This is a genomic window from Lichenifustis flavocetrariae, from assembly GCF_026130545.1.
Classification (GTDB): Bacteria; Pseudomonadota; Alphaproteobacteria; order Rhizobiales; family Beijerinckiaceae; genus Lichenihabitans; species Lichenihabitans flavocetrariae.
Genome location: NZ_JAMOIM010000008.1, coordinates 112,443 through 132,357, shown reverse-complemented (window position 1 = coordinate 132,357; position 19,915 = coordinate 112,443). Strand labels below are relative to the sequence as shown.

Genomic DNA, 19,915 nt, shown 5'->3' with positions numbered 1-19,915 from the left:
TCCGGGATTTACGAGGTTTGGGGAAGGACACGCAACATGATCGGCGGCCGGCTTCTGTCCCAACGCCTAGTTCTGCTGACCATCTTCGCCGGCTTTCTCCCGACGCAAGTGGCTGCCGAAGACGCGCCACCGCCTTCGATCGACGGGAGTGCCGCGTGGCAGACCCTCATCGGCAACACGATCATCGTGACGTCGAAAGCCGGCAGCTACATGGAATATTTCGAACCGGACGGCACCATTCGACATGTCGATCAGGACGGCAAGGCTGTTGGCCGATGGACTTTCGGCGACGGCAAAGTATGCCTCGACTTCCCTGACGAGGACGACCGGACCTGCGTGACGCCGCATGTGAGCGGGACGACCGGCACTTTCGCCGACCAGGACGGCGGAACGGACCAGTTCGAGATCCTTCCAGGCAATCCGAAAGGCCTCTGACGGCCTCGGGGCCTCACCGCCGGAGAGAACCTTGCGTCGATGGCAAGCGTGCCGAAGGGGGTCTCGCTACCGGGGCTGCTCCGACCTCAATAGGTCAGAGGCAGCTGATGGCCACTCAGAAACGCCTGCCACTGGCCGGGCGTCCCGAAGAAAGCATTGCGGTCCACCTTGGCGCTGATGCCCGGAATCCGCCCATCGGACTGGTATTGCCAGAAGTGCCAACGACGGCTGCCGTACTTCACCGAGGGCGAATATTTCGTGCTGCGCACCCAGATCGGATAGTCTGACAGACCGCCCCCCGCCAGAATGCCGGCGTAGAAATCGACTGTGCTGTAGATCACGGGGCGCTTGCCGAAATGCCGCTCCATTTCCTGCAACATCTGCCGCATCTGCGCGAGGACTTCGTCGCGGTAGAGGGTTCGCTTGCAGGTCTTCGAGGTCGGCGTGGCTTCGACATCAAGCACCGGCGGGAGCGCATCGTCCTCGACGGGCACGTTCTGCTCGAACCAGCGCATCTCTTCCTGCCACGGCCGGCACCAATAGACGAAGTGGTAGGCACCTCGGGGAATGCCGGCCGCTCGGGAGGCCATCCAATTGCGCTGGAACTGCGAATCGGCGTTGTCGCCGCCTTCGGTGGCCTTGATCCAGGCGAATTGCACGCCCGATTGCCGGACCTGATCCCAGTCGATCAGACCCTGGTATTTCGACACATCGATGCCATGCACCTGAAAATCGGTTGGCTGCGGCAGGTCGGCCGGAATGTGGCTGCCCGCCATCTCGACAGTCGAACAGCCGGCAAGAAGCAGAGCGCCGAGGCAACCGAGGAGGAGTTTCACCAGAGACATGCCGGGATCGAGACCTCAGGGACAATGAGGGGTCAAACTAGGCGGAAGTTGGTAATAGCACATTAAAGATGCCGGGCGGATCGCAGCAGGTGTATCGTTTTCTGCGGCCACGTGATCCAAGCACGGTTTAAATCGACGGTTGTGCTACAGGCACATCGACTCGATGGAGCCCGTTTTCTTCATGTTCCCGACGATCTTACGAGCCATCGTAGTGACCGCTTGCCTCGCCGCAAGCGGGCGCGGCATGGCGGCGGAGGCGCCGCCCCCCTGCCCCACGACGTCGAACACTCTTGGCGTATCGCGCGTCGTGACCATCGGCGACCAGACGGCGCTTGATCTTGGGCTCAAGACCTATCCCGAAACACTTGCCCTCGCCGACCATGAGGTGGTTCTCACGTTCGACGACGGCCCCGTGCGCGCCACCACCCCGCGGGTCCTCGCGGCGCTTGCGAAAGAATGCGTACATGCCACGTTTTTCCTGATCGGCCGCAACGCCGCTGCAGAGCCATCCCTGGTTCGTCAGGAACTCGCCGAGGGCCACACCGTGGGCTCCCACAGCTTCTCCCATCCCGACATCACGCTTCGTGGTTTGACCGACGCTGCCGCGCGGGCCGACATCGATCAGGGCATCAGGGCTGTCAACAAAGCAGGCTACGGCAGCGATGATACAACGCCGCGTGTGCCCTTCTTCCGCTATCCGGGCTTTGCCGACACGGCGGCTCTCGATCAATGGCTCGCGTCCCGCCACATCACGGTTTTCGGTGCCGATCTATGGGCATCGGACTGGGTGCCCATGACCCCGGCTCGCGAACTCGCACTCTTGATGAGCCGCCTGGAGGCTGCGGGGCGCGGGATCATCTTGCTCCACGACGCCAGGGCCCAGACAGCAGACATGCTGCCGGCCTTCTTGGCGCGTCTGAGAGACGAACATTTCCATTTGGTTCATATGGTGCCCGGTGCGGGTACCACGCCGATCGAACCAGCGCCCCCAGGGTGGCAGTCTCAGACCGAGAAAACCATTACGGCGGAATGGCCTAAGCTGGTCAGGCTCGGGGCGCAGTCACCCATGCCGCACTGAGCCGGCCGCGCCTCGCAACCTGAAGGTGGCGCCTATTTTCCGAAAGCGGGATTGTCCGCGATGGCATCCTTGGTCTTCGGCACGATCTTCCAAAGATTGATCGAGGTGCTCTTCCACCCTTTGGCGTTGAACCGGGGCGAGTCATTGATGGCCGAGTTCGTCACATAAAGTGTGGCATTCGGGCCTTCAGCGAATGTGTCGGGCCATCGCAATCGAGTGTCCTGCACCAGGGTCATCTTCTTTCCGTCTGGTTCAAGTGTCGTGATCGCGCTTTCGCCGAGGTTCGTGAAGAAAAGGCGGCCTGCCGCGTCGGTCCACAAACCATCATTGGGTTGCGTGTCCGCCACCTTTTCCACCTTCGCCTTGACCTGATCAGGAGTAAGCGCCGGGTCCTGCAATGCCGCAGTGGGAATGCGATAGAGGGTGGCACCCGTGAGGGGCTGCCAATAGAGAAACTCGCCTTTCGGATCGATCGAGATGCTGTCGGCGGCAAACTGCACGCCACGGCCATCCGGCTGCTGGACTTTGACCCCGTCCACCACGACCTTCACGGATTTGTCAGGCATTGTCGAGGCATCACCGACGAGGATCCGGCGTCCCTTGCCGGTCGCCAGATCGACCACCACCAGAGCTCCCGTGGCGCCGGAGTCGGTCATGTAGGCCCATTTGCCGTCGCGCGAGAACCGGACGTCGTTCAGGTAGCTGCCCTGCGGAGCCACGTCAGTGTCGAATGCGAAAGTCTGCACCACCTTGTTCGATGCGAGATCGATCTTCACGAGCTTGGGCCCACCCGGCACGATGAACTCGGTGTTGGGCGCCGCAGGATCGATAACCCAGAGATTGCCCCTGCCATCCGCCGTCATGGCCTGCACGCAGACGAAATGATCGTTCGGGGAGAGGGGCGCAGCATTCCGGTAGCGGTTCCATTCGGTGTCCGGATAGGGAACGAGTTTGCCGTCCTTCAATTCCGCCACGGAGATCGGGGCATCCTCCGACCATCGAGGGAAGTTGACGAAGATCCGCCCCTGCTCAGACACTGCGACGCCGGTGACTTGGCGATCGAAATGAGCAACACGTTCGAGTGTCGCTCTGCCGGCCGGCGCTTTCACGCTTTTCGAGCCGGACTCCGCCGCGCCCTTGATGTCGGAGGCCTGTACGCCGCCGGCGGAGGCGCAAATGAGCAATGCCGAGAGGATGGCGCCTCGGGGACGGAGATGGGATGTCACGGCGAGCTCCAATTCACAGGAATGTCCACCACAATGCGTCCGGCGCTGGCCCGTTCCCGTTGATTTGAGGGGCCCGGCGTGCGATTTGCCGCGCCCCCGAAAGCCACGAACCGGCTTCATGACTGGTCCGATAGCGCCGACGCCTCCGAGCACATCGGCAGCCACGCTAGACTCAGCGGCCAGTGCAGCGCCGCCGTGATTAGGCGTTGCAGTCCGGTCGCCGCCGATGCTCGACGTCCCTCAATAGGGGCCGTAGTATCCGCCATGATCCGGATAGTAGTCGTAGCCATATCCGGGATGAGTTCCATCCGTGTAGGCCGGGTAGCCGTTATAATAATGGCTTGCCGCGACACCAGCCGCGGCAGCCCCGAGGACGCCAAGCCCGACAGCGGCACCGACACCAAGCCCGTGGTGCCGGAACCCGCCGTGCGGACGATAGACGCCGCCATGACCATGCGGTCCGAAGGCCGAAGCCGGCTCCGTCACCGCGACGGTGACCACCAAAAGCGACACCGCGGCGACGCTTGCCGCTGCGGCACGACGGACAAGGCCTTGAGCAACTCCTGACATGTTCAACTCTCCTCGAATACGTTTGCCCCTGCACGGAAATAGAGCCGGCACCTGCGCTGGCCAGTGAAAGGTGATGTGCGACGCTACAAATCGACTCAGCTGAACGATTGAGATTGAAGCCCGACAGCCGTGCCGGCGAACAATTGCAGCGGCATCTGCAACCAATCGAGACATGCGGATTTGACCTTCTTCAGGAAGGCGTTTTCTACTTGATGTTGGATCCAATGGATGCTCGTCCAGAACGGTTTGTCGCACCACGGCAGCAAGGACGACGCCTCGCCAATCCGCTCGCTCGCAAATTCCTGAATTTCAGGCAGCTCTCGCGCACGGACGAAGAGGCCCTCGACAATGCTCTCGAGCGGGTACAGCGTATCGGTTCCCGCGAAGACATCGTGCAACAAGGCGATGCCCCTCGCTTCGTTCATGTGATCCTCGAGGGCTGGGCTTGCCACTACAAACATCTGCAGGATGGACGTCGGCAGATTACGTCCCTCCTCCTGCCAGGGGACCTTTGCGACCCGCCTATGTTTTTGCTGAAGACTGCTGGCCAGTCCCTCGGAACGCTGACAGCGGTGACGTTGGCGCGCATCCCGGCCGAAACGATGCAGGCCATCACGACGCAATCGGCGACCCTCCAGGAGTGCTTCTGGTGGGATATGCTCGTCAGGTCCGAAATTCAAAGAGAATGGACCGTCAGCCTGGGGCGGCGCACGGCGACGGAGCGTCTGGCGCATCTGTTCTGCGAGATCTCCTTACGCTTGAAATCCGCTGGGATGACGAATGGGGTCGACTGCGAGTTTCCCGTGACCCAGGCCGATCTCGGCGACGCCATGGGGCTGTCCACAGTCCACGTGAACCGCTCGCTGCAGGAGCTTCGCGGTGGTGGCTTGGTCGGGCTAAGAGGCAAGCGGCTTAGAATTTACAATGAAGAGAGCCTGCGCGCGTTGGCGAATTTCGAACCCAGTTATCTCCATATGAACCAGTAGAGCGGATCAGTACGAACACCAGGGCAGCGCCTCATAGCTGCGGTGGAGCAAGATCAATCTCGAAGCGGAACGTGCGAATATGCCGGATCACCCTCTTGAGACAAGGATCCGAGACCTCGAGGCCGACAATGCACGTCTGCGTCGCCTCCTCGACGATCGGGAGATGCCGGCCGAGCTTCGCCACCGGGTCCGGAACACGCTGGCCCTGGTGCGGGCCGTCGTGCGCCGCTCCGCCGAAACCAGCGCGACACTCGACGAATATGCGGCCCATCTGGAGGGCCGGCTTGACGCTATCCTGCGGGTACAGAATGCGATCGCCCAGAGTCCTCCCGATGGGATCGATCTGCATTCGATGGTGGCGGATGAGCTATTGGCGCATTTGGCGAGAGAGGGCGATCAGGCTGATCTGGCCGGACCTAAGATCTACCTGCGCCCTAAGGCTGCGGAAAGCTTCGGCCTGGCACTGCATGAACTCGCCATCAACGCGATCAAGTTCGGAGCCCTGACTGCCGCAAACGGTCGCGTCGCCGTGACTTGGAAGGTGTCAGAGGACAGTGGGATTGAACCAGTGCTTCATTTCCGCTGGGAGGAAAGCGGCGTGCCTGTCGCGCCTGCGAAGGCGTCCCATCGGGGCTTTGGCAGTGAGGTGCTGGAGCGGACCCTCCGCTATCAGATCAGGGCGGACGTCGACTTCGCTTTCAATCGAGACGGCATTGCCTGCGACATCCGCCTGCCCTTCCCGCCGCAGATCGGCATGGTTCGGCACGCACGGGAGGGCACCGGGGCGGAGCCGGGTGATTTCGGTGGATAGCCGGCAGCTCTGTTAGCCGACTCTTGCATAGGACAGCCCGCGAGCGAGCCAGCAGCCGACGTTCACATGGTCCACCTTCCCGGCGCCGTCGCGGCGAAAGGCCAAGGTCCAGTCGCCGGGTGGGGTATGATCCAAAGCGCGTGGGCAAGGCAGGGCCCAGAGGTCGGGGCCGATCGGGTCGAGCAATTCCATTCGGCCCTGGCCAAGCAGACCGGAAAAGCCGCCGTAGAGCGCGCCGCCCCCGTCAACCACGCTCAAGTCGGCATCGATCTCTTCGCAGTGAAAGCGGCCCGCGACATCGAGAGACAGCTGCCCGCTGCACGGGCGCAGCATCGAGCTCTGATTGTCCTGCGGACGGTGCATCCAGAGGCCATCGCCTCTTGAAACGAGACGCGTACCGATGTCGCCTGCCGTTCCGTCAGCGGAAAGGTTGAGGCGCTCGGGGGTCTGGCCATACCGCAATCGAACCTCCCCCGCCCTGGCAGGCTCGATACGCACAGCCAAGCCGGTCTCCGGTTCCACGTAGGTACCAACCCAATCCGGCCACGGCATCGTTCGGTCTGGGGCGGGGTGATCTTCGCCCAGCATCGCGCCGAGAAGCTCGAGGGCGGCCGCGTGCGGATCCGCAAGATGATTGAACAGCACCACGACGGAGATACGCTCCGAGGGGACGAAGATTCGCTGACTGCGCCAGCCTCGTAACGCCCCGGCGTGCCCGACGACAAGACGACCGAATTCGGGCCTCCGGCTGAGTCCGAACCCGTAGGCGGCTTCCGCGCCATCGGCGAACCGGACCGGGGCCGCGAGGCCCGCATAGACACCGTGCGAGTCATCACGGGTGCTGTCGATGAACTGCTCCCAGGCGATCATATCGTCGAGGCTTGCGCCGATGCCGGCATCGCCGGTCCAGATGATGCGGTTCTCGGCCGCACGAAAGCCAATGGCTTGGTTGCCTTCATAACCTTCCGTGCCGTCCGGCATGGCCCGCGTATCGGCGGCCAGGAACGCGGTGGACATTCCGGCCGGCTCAAACATTCGCGTTCTCAGCAGCTCCGCGAAACTTCTCCCGGTGCGGGTTTCCAGAATGTCAGAGACGATCCGGAAATTGTTGTTGCAATAGGAATAGCGGGTGCCCGGCGCGAATTGCAGGGTTTGCGTGCCGCGGATCAGGCGCATGGCTTCGGCATCGCCGAACGGTGCCTCGACCGGTGACCCTTGCAGCATAGCGACGGCCCAGTAGTCCCTCAGCCCCGACTGATTGTGGCAGAGGTGCAGAAAATCCGGCGCGGGTTGCCGCAAATGCGGCAGACGTGCCCCGACATCGGAGTCAAGCACCGACGGGTCGGGAAAGGCGTCCAGCACCAAGCCGCAGGTGAACTGCTTGGTGATGGAACACATCCGGAACAAGGTTTGCGGTGTGAAGGCTGTGCGCCGTTCCGCATTGGCAAATCCCCAGGCATGCCGGACGAGAACCTCGCCTTCACGCAGCACTGCGACGGCGCCACCCGGGCCGGCGTAGGTCCGAGGAAGCGCCTGAAGAACCCGATCGAGACGGGCATTATCGAGTTTGGTCATTTCGCCACTTTCTCAGGCCGGCCCGCTTCTGTGAAGACGGTGTTCGGAATGTCCTGTGGGTTCAGTTTCCGGTCGACGGTGACCACGTCCGATCGAGCATCGAAAACCAGTTCTCCGCACAGAGTTTGCGGAGCAAGGCCTCGCTGTAGCCCGATTGGCGCAGACGCTCCACAAGCCGGGGAAGGCCGGATACATCGCGGAGTTCTGCAGGCACCACGGCGCCGTCGAAGTCCGAGCCGAAAGCGACACCGTCCTCCCCCAGGTGTTCGAGCAGCGCATCGAGGTGGCGCACCATCAGATCGAGGTCCGTGTCGGCCCGCATGGCACCGTCCGGTCGCAGGAAACAGGTCGCGAAATTCAGGCCCACCATGCCTCGGCTCTCGCGGATCGCATCGAGCTGGCGGCCCGTGAGGTTGCGGGCCGACGGACAGAGAGCATGCACGTTGGAATGTGTGGCAACCAGCGGCGCCGAAGTGAGCGCAGCAACGTCCCAGAATCCCTTTTCGTTGAGGTGCGACAGGTCGATCATGATGTGACGTTCGTTGCAGGCCTTGACGAGTTGCTTTCCGGCTTCGCTCAGTCCTTCGCCGGTATCGGGCGAACTCGGGAACCGGAACGGAACGCCGTGGGCGAAGATATTCGGCCGACTCCAAACGAGGCCGAGCGAACGTAAGCCGGCCGCATGCAGCACGTCGAGCGCCACGAAATCCCGGTCGATGGCCTCCGCGCCCTCGATATGAAGCACCGCGGCGATCTTGCCGGCCGCGATGGCGTTTCGGATCTCCGGCATCGTGCGACAAACAGCGAGATCTTCAGGAAAGTCCCGTTCGAGCCGGAGCAAGACACTGAACATGCTCAGCGTCGAGGCTTGGGCCGTCTCCATCGCGAGCAACTCGGGGAGCGGCATGTCGTAGGATGCGCCCTTCATGGACGACGTCATATTCGGCATGCGGAGCGGCGGCGGAAATACTGCGAAAAGGCCGCCCACGAAACCGCCGCTCCTGGCGCGCGGTAGGTCGATATGACCCTGCGTCACACGCCCTGAAAAGCGGTCAGCGGCCGTCTCGGCCCCGCGCGTCGCCAATCGCAGCAGCGTGTCATTGTGGCCGTCGAAAATTGGGATCAGGGAACCGTTCATGCGTCTACCGTCCCGGTCGGGAGTTGAGATCAAACCACAGCCATAAGGCGTCCGCCGGGGCGACGCCATGTTGGATCGGGTTGAGGTCGGCTCGGCAACACGTTCGGAGAGGTTCAACACGCGTGTTTCGCGGCCTGCCGCATTCCTTCCTTCTTCACAAAAAGCTGATGTTCCAGATGGATCGACGGCACTGCGGTCGGGCACTACCTAAATGTGAGGCGGAGTGGAGAGGCCGCCTTGGCAAGGAGACTCAGACGATGAAAATCGCACCCATCCTGGCTTCATGCGCGTTTCTCGCGAGCGCGAGCATGGCACTGGCGCAAACGGCTTCAGACCCGTCTGGGCCGCGATACCCTCATGCAGGCCCGACACGTTCACCGCATATGGGAGCCACTCAAACCAAGTCGGTTGATGATATGGACCGCGTGATCGAGCAGGAACAGAAACGCATCGACCGGGTGATGAACATCTGTCCGCGATGCTAAAACAACGGGCTGAAGGATCGGTCGAGAGCACCGCGCCGCGCCCAATTTCAAACATGTGCAGCTTGGGCTCTGGCGGCTTTTCTGCCTAAGCCTTTGGCTGGAGCCGTCGAGGATCAAGGATTTTGTAGCGGGCGACGTTGGCTTCCATAAACCCGTCAATCGGCCCAATGGGGACGTAGCGGTAGCCTGGGGCGGCACACCGCCGTAAAGAACCGCATGTCCAGCCTCACGATCGACCAAAGCCGCGCTACATCCTGGCGGTCGGAATTCAGCGCATGCTTGCGGCTCAGCATTCCGCTGATTCTGACAAACGCCATCGAAATGGCAATGAACCTCACAAGCGCCGCGATGATCGGGAGGATCAATCCCGAGGCTCTTGGGGCAAGTACGCTGGGCCTGGCGCTCTACAACACTTGCTTGATGTTCGGCATCGGGCTCACCGCGGCCATTTCACCCCTGGTGGCCCGCGAACGCGGTTCCGGCGCGGTTGCAACGACCGATGCCATCCGGCGTCTGGTTCATGCCGGCTTCTGGAACAATATCATCGTCGTGATACCGGTTTGGTGTCTGCTTTGGGAAGCTGCTCCAGTACTTCGGTTGCTCGGCCAGGAGTCACGGCTGGCAGATGAGGCGGCGTCTTACCTTCACGTGATGCAATGGTCGTTGCTGCCGGCACTGATCTATCTCGTGTTGCGCTCGCTCCTCGCCGCCCTTGAACGTCCACGCTGGGCCGTGGTGACCGGCGTTGGCGCCGTGGTGCTCAATTTCGTGCTGAACTGGCTGCTGATCGATGGTCATGCCGGCTTACCGGCGCTGGGCCTGCTGGGCTCCGGCCTCGCGACATTCCTGTCCAACTTGTTCATGGCGGGCGCGCTGAGCGTTGCCGTCGCGGTCGACCCTCGATTCCGCAAGCTACGGCTGTTTCAGGGTCTTGGCCGCGTGCCATGGCGTGCCTGCGCAACCCTGTGGCGGCTGGGGGCACCAATTGGCATCGGGATCGTGCTCGAAGTGGGAATGTTCACCGCCGCGACCGCCTTGGTCGGACATTACGACCCAGTCTCGCTTCCGGCCCATGCCATCGCGCTTCAGGTGGCCTCATTCACATTCATGGTGCCGCTTGGGATCGCGCAGGCCGCGACCGTGCGGGTGGCTGGAGCGGCAAAACGAGCAGCCTCGGCACGCGCGGGATGGGTGGCGCTGATGCTGGGACTCGGTGTGGCGCTCGCGTCTGCCGTTGTCCTCGTGACCGTGCCTGAACCCATCATCGGGCTCTTCATCGACCCGTCCGAGCCGGGCGCCCAGGCCGTCACACGCGCTGCCGCGCTCCTCCTTGGCATCGCCGGTATCTTCCAGCTTGCCGATGCGGCGCAAGTGGTGCTCGGCGGCATGTTAAGGGGCCTTCAGGACACGCGCATGCCGATGCTCATCGCCATGTTCAGCTATTGGGGCGTTGGCCTGCCGCTCGCCTTCGTGCTCGTGATCAACAATGCGACGACAGGTGTCTGGATCGGGCTGACGGCCGGCCTTTTCACCGTGGCGCTCCTGCTGCTCGGGCGATGGTGGGTGTTCAGTTCAGGCGGGCGACGACCACCAATCGCTTGACGTCGCCATTCTGAAAGGCCTGCAGAAACGCCCGGTAGTTCTTGAATGACACGCAGCCGTTGGAATCACCGTTCGGGCCAAGCATGTAGGTGTGGGCCAACAGGCCCGTTCGGCCGAAGATATTGCCCCCACCGACCGGGTTCAGCCGCAGCGCCTGAACACCATGGAACAACTGCTCGCGCGGGGTGAGCTGATAAATATGAGGAGGCGTCGGGCCGCGCATCCGCTCGTGGACGTAACGGACGTCATCGAGTCGATCGCCGAGACCCGAATGCGCTTCGAGCTGCGCCCCATCGGGCATGTAGACGGTATGGGACGCGATTTCGTACACGGCTGTTGCCGCTCCAAAGGCGCGGGCGGGACTGTCGGTCAGGCGCCGCCCGGAACCGAAGAGCCCTTCCTCAGGTGCGGCGTAACCCAGAGCTGGGCCGGCCGCCTGGTTCAGGCCAAAGACCTTTTCGAAAAACGAGCGATGATCGACGGGTGACGATGGCAAAACCGCAGGATCACCGCGCTGGGCGAACTGACGACTTGGAGCACGAAGGGGCGGCCGCACGACCGGGGTCTGCAGGTCCGGTGGTCGCGGCGTAGGTACGGGCACGTCCGCCACAAGCGGGGAGGCATCTGGCGGTGGCGGTGGAAGATCGACCTCGGACTCGCTTGCCGCGACCTCGATAGGGGGATCGGAGCGCGTGAACCTGAACTCTGACGCCAAGGGAGCGCTCTCCCCCAGGACGACCGGCGTCGTACCGCCGGCAAAAGAGTTTGGATCGAGCAGCGGGTTCAGCGGCTCTGGTGGAGCGATGACCGCCTGTAAGACCACCGCCGGTTTCGTCGAACCGGGGCAGACGGCGGGTCGCGTGTCGAGTGTCACAAAGCCTGCAAACAGGCTTGCCAATACAAGGCTGCTCTTGAAGAGTGAGCGCGGTCGATACCGCCGAGGGGGTAAGCGGCCCGAAAACGTTGGGCGGGAAGATGGTACGGCCGACGCGTATCTCATGCGATCGGCTTTCGTGAAGAGACCATTTCTCACCGCATCCGGGTTCAGCCAGCATATCGCCGAACCGAACCGGCATCGTTCGGGTGGCCTGAGCTGTGTCGCGCCTGAGACAAACGGACGTCGGCCCGCTTGCTCCTTGCGACAAGTGAAGCTGAGTTTGGTTAACGGCAGGCTAAAATCGAAACAGAGCGCCGGTTCGCCGATCGTCAGAACCAGGGTCTGGGCTCAAACACTGTGGCGTGTCGGGCAAAGCTCCGCTCCGTCGACACAAGCGACATCCCGATGTCCGCTCTGATCGAGGATCCGTCAGCCAAACTGCGCGGTGAAGCAGTCGTGGCCACAGCCGCCGGCCGCATCAACGGTAAGGCGAGACTGCGTTCAAGCGAGATCCCCGCGCGTGCAGGATAGCAACGGGCAGATCGAAGTCGGGTGACCCAACTTTAGCCGGCCATCCATAAGCGGGCGAGGGCTCGACAGGAACGGCCGTGCTCGACGCTGCAAGGGCCGACACCGCAGCTTCGCGTCACCCCGTTGCCGCGGAGAGGGCCGCCCCCTCGTCGAGGAGCCGCCCGAACACCTCGGGATCGACCGGTTTCAAGAGAACGTCATCCATGCCCGCCAAGCGACAGGCGAGCAGCTTCTCTTCCAGGGCATGAGCCGTGAGTGCAATGACCCGAAGGTGGGGTACCCCGTGCCGCGCTTCAAGCTCCCTGAGGCGGCGGGTCGTGTCCAAGCCGTCGAGTCCGGGCATGGAGATGTCCATCAGGACGAGGTCGAACCGTGGCACTCGGCTCTCGATAGATTGTGTCAGCGTTTCGAGGGCGGACACTCCATCCTGCACGCAGGTCACGATCGCACCGAGGCGTTCGAGCGTCCGGGTGGCGATGAGGGCGTTGATAGGATTATCCTCGGCGAGCAGCACGCGGGCGGTTCGCCTTCGTTTGGGGTCGACGGGGCGCGACGTGATCGCAGCCGCCGCTCGGGGCGCCATCGGGCCAAGACGCTCGGCAAGCGATTGCGAGCGGATCGGCTTGACCAACCATCCATCGCAGTCTGTCGTCAGCCGGCTCCCAAACGCGTGTCGCTCGCGCGGTGACATCATGAGGATCACGCGGCTTGCTCCGAAACCGCGGACGCCCTCGATCAGGGTACGGGCGCCATCCTCTCCCACCGCGCCGTCGACGAAGATGAAGTCGCTTGCGTGGCTGCGCATCCAGGCGAGCCCCTTAGCCACACCAGCAACATGGCTGACGCGCAGGCCCGAGCCTGCCAGTTCCTCCGCGAGGAAGGGAGGCAAGAAGGTTGCAGGAGAGACGATCAGCGCGGTCCGACCCTTGAGGTCTGGCCAGCGAACTCGGTCGTGAGGTGCCGTGATCCCATGCGCCACCTGCATCGGCATCGTGAACGAAAAGACCGACCCGCCACCGACGCGTTCGTCGAAACGCAGATGTCCCTTCATCCGGGCAATGATGCGGCGCGAGATCGCAAGACCGAGGCCCGTGCCGCCTTGCCGGCGCGTCGTCGAATTGTCGCCTTGCTCGAACTCCTCGAATATGGCCGCGCGACGGTCGGGTGGGACACCGGGGCCCGTATCGGAGACGGCGAAACGAAGGTCTTGGCCGTCTCGGTCGATCCGCAGGCCGAGGCCGCCTCTTTGGGTGAACTTGATCGCATTGCCGGCCAGATTGATCAGGACCTGCCTGAGGCGCGGACCATCTCCCACAATCCATCGCGGCAGGCTTCGGCCCAGCACGGCGGCGATCTCCAGGTCCTTGTCCTGCGCCCGCGGACCAAGGAGTTCCACGACGCCCTCGACTAGAGCCACAAGATCGAATGGTTCACAAGCGAGGTCGAGCCGCCCCGCCTCGATACGGGAGAAGTCCAGAATCTCGTCAATCAATGTCGTCAACGCCATTCCGGACGTTCGCACGGCAGCTACATAGGCTTGCTGCTCACCATCGAGGGTCGTGCCACGCAGCAGATCGGCCATCCCGATGATGCCGTTGAGCGGCGTTCGAATCTCGTGACTGACGGTCGCGAGAAACCGGGACTTGGCCTCGCTTGCAGCCTCGGCCCTGTCACGCGCCTCTGCGGCTGCGCGCAGTTCCCAGATCTCGTCGTTGAGGGCTTCCAGATCCACGGCGTGCGCCTGCGCATCGCGGCGCCAACGCCGCCACAGGAGAACCAAGCCCACGAACGTGATCATGAAGCCGGTGAGCACCAGCCGGCATACGGCGTCACCCGCCAGGAGCGCTTTCACAACGTCGCTGCGCCTCCGAAGACTGCCTCCACACACGGAGCGAGTCAGGTAACCTTAGGCTGGCGCAGGTTGAAACCGCCTTCCCGAAACCCCGAAATTTCGTTGCAAGTCGTTAAGACGTTGGGTGCCGGCAAGTATCGGCCCTGCTTCAGACGACACGAACGTTGCAGTCGACCCGACCTTCTCAAAGCGTCCTATGCGGGCGTCGTCGCCCGTTCCGGCGTCTTGCGGTACGACAAGGCCTCGGCGAGATGGGCGCGGCGGACCGATGACGAATCTTCGAGATCCGCCAAGGTTCGGGCCAGCTTCAACACACGGTGGAATCCTCGTGCGGTCAGCCGCATCGTTTCCGAGGCGTTGCGAATGAAGGCCGTGGCGCTTGCATCGAGGGCCACGGCCTGTTCGATCGCGGCGGCCGGTGCCGCGGCATTGCTGGTTGCGGCCGGCAGTCCGAGCGCTTCATAGCGTTCGCTTTGCAAGCGGCGCGCCGCGACCACCCGGGCCGCGACCTCTGCGGACCCTTCAGCGGGGGCGGGCAAAATCAGGTCGGCGGCCGTCACGGCCGGAACGTCGATATGCATATCGATGCGATCGAGCAGAGGACCGGAGAGGCGCGACGTATATTGCGCGATACAGCGCTCGACCGGCTGCCGTCGGCAAATCTGGGCCGGATCGAGCGCATGGCCGCAACGGCAGGGGTTCATGGCCGCGATGAGCTGGAAGCGCGCCGGATACGTCACCCGATTGTTGGCGCGGGAGATCGCAACTTCGCCGGTCTCCAAAGGTTGTCGAAGCGAGTCGAGTACGGGCGTCGCGAATTCGGGAAGCTCGTCGAGGAACAGCACGCCATTATGCGCCAGAGAAATCTCGCCCGGCTTGGCGTGAATCCCTCCGCCGACCAGGGCCGGCATCGACGCCGAATGGTGCGGGGCACGAAATGGGCGACGATCGCTCAACTGGCCGTCGGCCAGGAGCCCGGCGACCGAATGGATCATCGACACTTCGAGGAGCTCGCGGGGATCGAGCGGCGGCAGGATCGAGGGCAATCGGGCCGCGAGCATGGACTTTCCCGCGCCCGGCGGCCCATTCATCAATAGATTGTGGCCACCCGCTGCGGCGATCTCGAGCGCGCGCTTGGCGCTCTCCTGGCCTTTGACGTCGCGCAGGTCCGGCAGGCCCCGGGCCGCGGGACGAATTGCCGGCTCGGGACGCGACAGGACCTGCGTGCCTTTGAAGTGATTGGCGAGTTGGATCAACGAGAGGGGCGCGAGGACATCGAGATCGCGCGACGCCCAGGCGGCTTCGGGGCCGCAGGCCCTCGGGCAGATGAGGCCGTGTCCTCGGGCATTCGCGGCGACGGCCGCCGGAAGAACGCCGGCCACGGACGTGATCGTGCCGTCGAGCGCCAATTCTCCCACGACGGTCATGTTGGCGAGCGCGTCCGGCGGGATCGCCCCGATCGCGGCCATGACGCCAAGGGCGATCGGCAGATCGTAGTGGCTGCCCTCCTTGGGCAGATCCGCCGGCGCGAGATTGACCGTGATCCGCTTGGCCGGCAGAGCAAGCCCCGACGCGATGAGCGCTGCCCGTACCCGCTCGCGCGACTCGCCCACGGCCTTATCGGCAAGGCCCACGATGGTGAACATGACGGTGCCGTTGGCGATATGGACCTGCACGTCCACGGGCCGCGCCTCGATCCCATCGAACGCGACCGTCGCCACCCGCACAACCATGATCGGCCCCGCCTGCCCCTGATGACGCCAAGAGTAACAGGGGTCTCTCCGGCAACAAGCAAGGAAAGCGGTTGAATACTCTGCGAGAGTTTAAGATTCTCGGAGAACTGCTGGCGTAGCAAAGCCGCGACGGATGAGGGGAATTCTTGCTTATGATTTCCTGTCACCCGACCCTGTTTCGCAAGGCCACCTTTTTCAGGTCAAACAGGCGAAGCGAAATCCACATCCGCCACCGGCGCCCCGCACACACCGGCCGCCTCCAGGGCCGCGGCTACGCGCAGCACGATATCCTCACGCCATGCCGGGCCGATCACTTGCACGCCGATCGGCATGGCCCCATCCCGCCACACCGGAACCGCCACAACCGGAAGGCCGATGAAGGAGATCGGCTGAGTGAACAGACCCATATTGGCGCGGACGTTCAGGGTCTCGCCACCCAGCACCATGGTGGTCTGGCCGAGTTTCGGGGCCGAGCAAGGCGTCGCCGGTGCGAGGATGACGTCGACGCTCTCGAACAGTTTTGCAACTTCGACCTTGAACCAGCGGCGAAACTTATGCGCCTGGTTCACCCAGGCGGCCGGGATCATCGCGCCTGCCAGAAGGCGGTCGCGCACGGCGGGGTCGAAATCCTGCGGCCGGGTCTTCAGACGCTCCAGATGCAACGCCGCGCCTTCCGTCGTGGTGATCACGAAGGCCGCGGCACGGGCGCGATGTGCCTCGGGGATCTGCACCGTGCGGGTCGCGCCAAGCGCCTCGGCACAGTGGCGCACTGCCGCCAATGCGTGCGGTTCCGCCTTGTCGGCAAAATAGCCGCCCGCCGCGGCGATTCGCAGCCCTCGGGCGCCCTGCCCCAAGCCCGATGACGTCAGCTCGACGGGCCGAGGGGCCAAAGCCGGATCGTCCGGGTCTTCGCCCTGCATGACGTCATAGCTCAGTGCGAGATCGGCCACCGATCGCGCGAGCGGCCCGAGATGATCGAGACTCGCCACGAATGGAAAAGTGCGAGCGCGACTGAGGCGGCCATAGGTCGGCTTTAGGCCGAAAAGCCCGCAGAGCGAGGCCGGTACGCGGATCGACCCATTGGTGTCCGAGCCGAGCGAGATCGGAACGAGCCCGGCCGCGACGGCCCCACCTGAGCCGCCCGAGGAGCCGCCCGTCATGCGGGTCAGATCATGCGGGTTTCGGGAAGGTCCATCATGGATATTCTCGCCCGTGAAATCATAGGCATACTCGCCCATGTTGAGGGCCCCGACACAGATGGCGCCGGCCCCTTCAAGCTTCTCGACCAGCGTGGAATCGCGGGCTGCGGCGGGATGATCGCGGTTGATCCTGGAACCGGCGCGGGTCGTGACACCTTCGAGATCGAACAAGTTCTTCACCGCGAACGGCACGCCAGCCAGTCGACCCGCTGCCCCACCCTGCCGCGCCGCGGCGTCCAGGGCGTCGGCTTTGGCGAGAGCACGCGCGTGCGTCACGTCCGTGAAAGCGCCGATCCGGGGGTTCACGGCGTCGATCCGGGCCAGCGTCGCCTCGATCACCTGCCGGGCGGTCGTGTGGCCCGAGGCGACCTCGGTCGCGATCGTCAGGGCCGTCTTCTCGTGCAGAGCCGTCATGGATGGAACACCGCAGCCGGCTCGGCATGATCGTCGAGCGGCGGGTCGAGAAACAGCGCCGCGAGCGCCGCCGTGACCTTCAGGTTGGTCACGACGCCGGGGCGGTATTCCGGCCTGATGTCGAGACCAAGCAGCGGCGCCATCGCGTCGACGATGGCTTCGGGATCGAATTCTCGTTTCTCGGTCACCCAACGGCTCCTTGCAGGTCCGCGAGCGGCGTAGCCCAGCCCACGATGGCACTCTGCGCCGTGATCATGGCAATCGCCGCGGTCTTGAACTCGGGAAAATAGCTGTCGGTCGCGTCGGTGATCAGAAGGCCCTCGAAGCCACGATCGTTGGCCTCGCGCATGGACGTCTGCACACAGACTTCTGTCGTGACCCCCGCGAAGACGAGATGAGTGATGCCGAGGCGATCGAGCGTCGCATGAATATCGGTCTTGCAGAACATGCCCTTGCCGGGCTTGTCGAGGACGATCTCCCCCTCACGGGGGGCGCAGGCGTCGATGATGGCATTGCCGGGCTCGCCCTGAATAAGGATGCGGCCCATCGGGCCTTCGTCGCCGATCCGCAAGGCGCCGTTCCCGCGCGCGCGTTTGGCGGGCGGGAGATCGGACAGGTCGGGTTTGTGGCTTTCGCGCGTGTGGATCACCGGCCAGCCTTTGGCGCGGAACAATGCGATCAGCGCCGCGACGGTGGGGATGATGGCTTCGAGGCGCGACACGTCGTTGCCGAGCGCATGGCCGAAGCCGCCGGGCTCGATGAAGTCGCGCTGCATGTCGATGACCACGAGGGCCGTCTTGCCGGGCGGGAGGGCATAAGGATAGGGGGCGGCCGGGATGGCGATCATCGTGCGCGTTCCTCTCCTGCGTGAGCGGGAGAAGGTGCCGCGGCGAAGCCCTGACGGATGGGAGCCTGCTCGTCGCCGAGGTTGCCCTCATCCGCCCCCCGCTTCGCAAGGGCCACCTTCTCCCGTCCGCACGGGAGAAGGGATTCACGTCGCATCTTCATCCTCAATGCCCCGCCATGTGATGTCCGATCGTGGTGCGGTCCGTCTCTGCCACCGGGGCCACATAGGTGATCTTGCCCTCCGACATGACGGCGACGCGGTCGGAGAGTTCGAGGATCTCATCGAGATCTTCGGAAACCAAAAGCACGGCAGCGCCACGATTACGCTGGTCCATGATCTGGGCGCGGATTTCCGCCACGGAGGCGAAGTCGAGGCCGAAGCAGGGATTGGCGACGATCAGCACATCGACATCGCCAGAGAGTTCGCGCGCCAGGACGGCGCGCTGCACATTCCCGCCCGACAGGGTTTCGATCGGCGCATCCGGCGAGGTCGTCTTGACCTTGTAGGCTGCGATCAACTCGGCCGCGCGCGCCCGCATGGGGCCTGGCGAAAGCCACCATCCAAATTTGGCGATCGGCGGTTTGTCGAACGCCCGGAACGCCATATTCTCGGCCACCGACATGCGCGGCGCTGTGGCGTTTTTCAGCGGCTCCTCAGGCAGGCCGAACACCTTGAACCGGTCGAAATCCTTGCGCACCGGCTCGAACGGCTTATCCTTGATGAAGATACGGCCGTCGCGCAGGGGGCGTTGCCCTGCGAGCGCCTCGACGAGCGCCGCCTGCCCATTGCCCGAGACGCCCGCGATGCCGACGATCTCCCCCGCGCTGATCTTGAGGCTCACGCCGTCGACGGCCGGTCGCCCGGCATCGTCATCCGCGAAAAGTCCGGCAAGTTCGAGCATGGTGGGCCGCGACGCAAAGGCGGTGCGGGCGGCGCGTTCGCGGATCACCGTGTCGCCGATCATAAGGCGGGCCATGGCATCGGGCGTCAGATCCTTGACGAGACCGCCCCCCACATGGGCGCCGCGCCGCAGAACCGTGACCGCGTCGCCGAACGCCATCACCTCTCGAAACTTGTGGCTGATCATCACGATCGTCAGCTCTCCTCGCTGCGTCATGCCGCGCAGGAGACCCAGGATCTCGTCCGCCTCGTCGGGCGTGAGGACGGAAGTGGGCTCGTCGAGAATGAGGAAGTGCTGATCGAGATAGAGAAGCTTGAGGATTTCTAGCTTCTGCTTCTCGCCCGCCGCCAAAGCCGACACAGGCTTGTCGAGCGGCACCTTGAAGGGCATGCGGTCCATGAAGGCGGCGAGCCGCGCCTTTTCCTTCTTCCAGTCGATGATGCTAGGCGCATCCGCCCGGCTGATCACGAGGTTTTCGGCGCCCGTCAGCGAGGGCACCAGCGTGAACTGCTGATAGACCATGCCGATCCCGAGCGCCCTGGCATCGCGCGGGTTGCGGACCGCGACGTCGCGGCCGTCGACCGCGAGCGCCCCCTCGTCCGGCTGGTAGAAGCCCATGATGCATTTGACCAGCGTCGATTTGCCGGCACCGTTCTCGCCGAGCAGCACATGGAACTGGCCGGCTGGAATGTCGATCGAGACATGGTCGAGCGCCGTGAAACTGCCGAAACGCTTCGTCATGCCCGTCACGGTCAGGGCGATGGCGCGTTTTCCAAGGTTGGGTTCAGGACGTTTCGGGACGGCGCTCAT

The 19,915-nt window shown here is 63.8% G+C and carries 17 protein-coding genes; 5 read left to right on the top strand and 12 right to left on the bottom strand.

Annotated features, from left to right (window positions below):
* The first annotated feature begins 36 nt into the window (after positions 1–36).
* A complete protein-coding gene (locus M8523_RS13855) occupies positions 37–435 on the top strand; it encodes a hypothetical protein (protein ID WP_282585466.1) in 399 nt (132 codons plus the stop codon).
* An 86-nt stretch (positions 436–521) separates the two neighbouring features.
* Here the strand turns inward: M8523_RS13855 and M8523_RS13850 are convergent, their stop codons facing one another.
* A complete protein-coding gene (locus M8523_RS13850) occupies positions 522–1,280 on the bottom strand; it encodes a glycoside hydrolase family 25 protein (RefSeq protein WP_282585465.1) in 759 nt (252 codons plus the stop codon).
* A gap of 211 nt (positions 1,281–1,491) precedes the next feature.
* Here M8523_RS13850 and M8523_RS13845 point away from each other — a divergent pair, with 211 nt between their 5' ends.
* Positions 1,492–2,358, top strand: a complete 867-nt coding sequence (locus M8523_RS13845) for a polysaccharide deacetylase family protein (RefSeq protein WP_282585464.1) — start codon at positions 1,492–1,494, stop codon at positions 2,356–2,358.
* Positions 2,359–2,390: 32 nt separating this feature from the next.
* Here the strand turns inward: M8523_RS13845 and M8523_RS13840 are convergent, their stop codons facing one another.
* The gene (locus M8523_RS13840; RefSeq protein WP_282585463.1) at positions 2,391–3,584 is read right to left on the bottom strand and encodes an L-dopachrome tautomerase-related protein; all 1,194 of its coding nucleotides are present in this window, start codon (positions 3,582–3,584) and stop codon (positions 2,391–2,393) included.
* 240 nt (positions 3,585–3,824) lie between these two features.
* Entirely contained in the window at positions 3,825–4,154 is a 330-nt protein-coding gene (locus M8523_RS13835; RefSeq protein ID WP_282585462.1) for a hypothetical protein, read from the bottom strand.
* A gap of 113 nt (positions 4,155–4,267) precedes the next feature.
* Here M8523_RS13835 and M8523_RS13830 point away from each other — a divergent pair, with 113 nt between their 5' ends.
* On the top strand, positions 4,268–5,140 hold the full coding sequence (locus M8523_RS13830; RefSeq protein ID WP_282585461.1) for a Crp/Fnr family transcriptional regulator: 873 nt from the start codon (positions 4,268–4,270) through the stop codon (positions 5,138–5,140).
* A 79-nt stretch (positions 5,141–5,219) separates the two neighbouring features.
* Positions 5,220–5,951: a sensor histidine kinase gene (locus M8523_RS13825; RefSeq protein ID WP_282585460.1), complete on the top strand. Its 732-nt coding sequence runs from the start codon at positions 5,220–5,222 to the stop codon at positions 5,949–5,951.
* Between the two features lie 12 nt (positions 5,952–5,963).
* Here the strand turns inward: M8523_RS13825 and M8523_RS13820 are convergent, their stop codons facing one another.
* Positions 5,964–7,526, bottom strand: coding sequence for a D-aminopeptidase (locus tag M8523_RS13820; protein ID WP_282585459.1), 1,563 nt, complete (start codon positions 7,524–7,526; stop codon positions 5,964–5,966).
* A gap of 61 nt (positions 7,527–7,587) precedes the next feature.
* Positions 7,588–8,664: a dipeptidase gene (locus M8523_RS13815; RefSeq protein WP_282585458.1), complete on the bottom strand. Its 1,077-nt coding sequence runs from the start codon at positions 8,662–8,664 to the stop codon at positions 7,588–7,590.
* Between the two features lie 701 nt (positions 8,665–9,365).
* Here M8523_RS13815 and M8523_RS13810 point away from each other — a divergent pair.
* Complete coding sequence (locus M8523_RS13810) at positions 9,366–10,751, top strand: MATE family efflux transporter (protein WP_282585457.1); 1,386 nt, start codon at positions 9,366–9,368, stop codon at positions 10,749–10,751.
* On the opposite strand, the gene M8523_RS13805 is transcribed toward M8523_RS13810, so the two are convergent.
* The 7 genes from M8523_RS13805 to M8523_RS13775 form a co-directional block, all read right to left on the bottom strand.
* Complete coding sequence (locus M8523_RS13805) at positions 10,717–11,574, bottom strand: DUF2778 domain-containing protein (RefSeq protein WP_282585456.1); 858 nt, start codon at positions 11,572–11,574, stop codon at positions 10,717–10,719. The two genes, M8523_RS13810 and M8523_RS13805, sit on opposite strands and share 35 nt — an antisense overlap.
* A gap of 700 nt (positions 11,575–12,274) precedes the next feature.
* Positions 12,275–14,011, bottom strand: a complete 1,737-nt coding sequence (locus M8523_RS13800) for an ATP-binding protein (RefSeq protein ID WP_282585455.1) — start codon at positions 14,009–14,011, stop codon at positions 12,275–12,277.
* 194 nt (positions 14,012–14,205) lie between these two features.
* A complete protein-coding gene (locus tag M8523_RS13795; RefSeq protein ID WP_282585454.1) occupies positions 14,206–15,744 on the bottom strand; it encodes a YifB family Mg chelatase-like AAA ATPase in 1,539 nt (512 codons plus the stop codon).
* A gap of 200 nt (positions 15,745–15,944) precedes the next feature.
* Positions 15,945–17,357, bottom strand: coding sequence for an AtzE family amidohydrolase (locus M8523_RS13790; RefSeq protein ID WP_282585453.1), 1,413 nt, complete (start codon positions 17,355–17,357; stop codon positions 15,945–15,947).
* Complete coding sequence (locus M8523_RS13785) at positions 17,354–17,545, bottom strand: DUF4089 domain-containing protein (protein ID WP_282585452.1); 192 nt, start codon at positions 17,543–17,545, stop codon at positions 17,354–17,356. Before M8523_RS13785 ends, M8523_RS13790 begins: the two co-directional genes overlap by 4 nt.
* The gene (locus M8523_RS13780) at positions 17,542–18,204 is read right to left on the bottom strand and encodes a cysteine hydrolase family protein (protein WP_282585451.1); all 663 of its coding nucleotides are present in this window, start codon (positions 18,202–18,204) and stop codon (positions 17,542–17,544) included. Before M8523_RS13780 ends, M8523_RS13785 begins: the two co-directional genes overlap by 4 nt.
* Positions 18,205–18,367: 163 nt before the next feature.
* Positions 18,368–19,915 carry an ABC transporter ATP-binding protein gene (locus tag M8523_RS13775; RefSeq protein ID WP_428350511.1) on the bottom strand — a complete coding sequence of 516 codons (1,548 nt, stop codon included), beginning with the start codon at positions 19,913–19,915 and terminating at the stop codon, positions 18,368–18,370.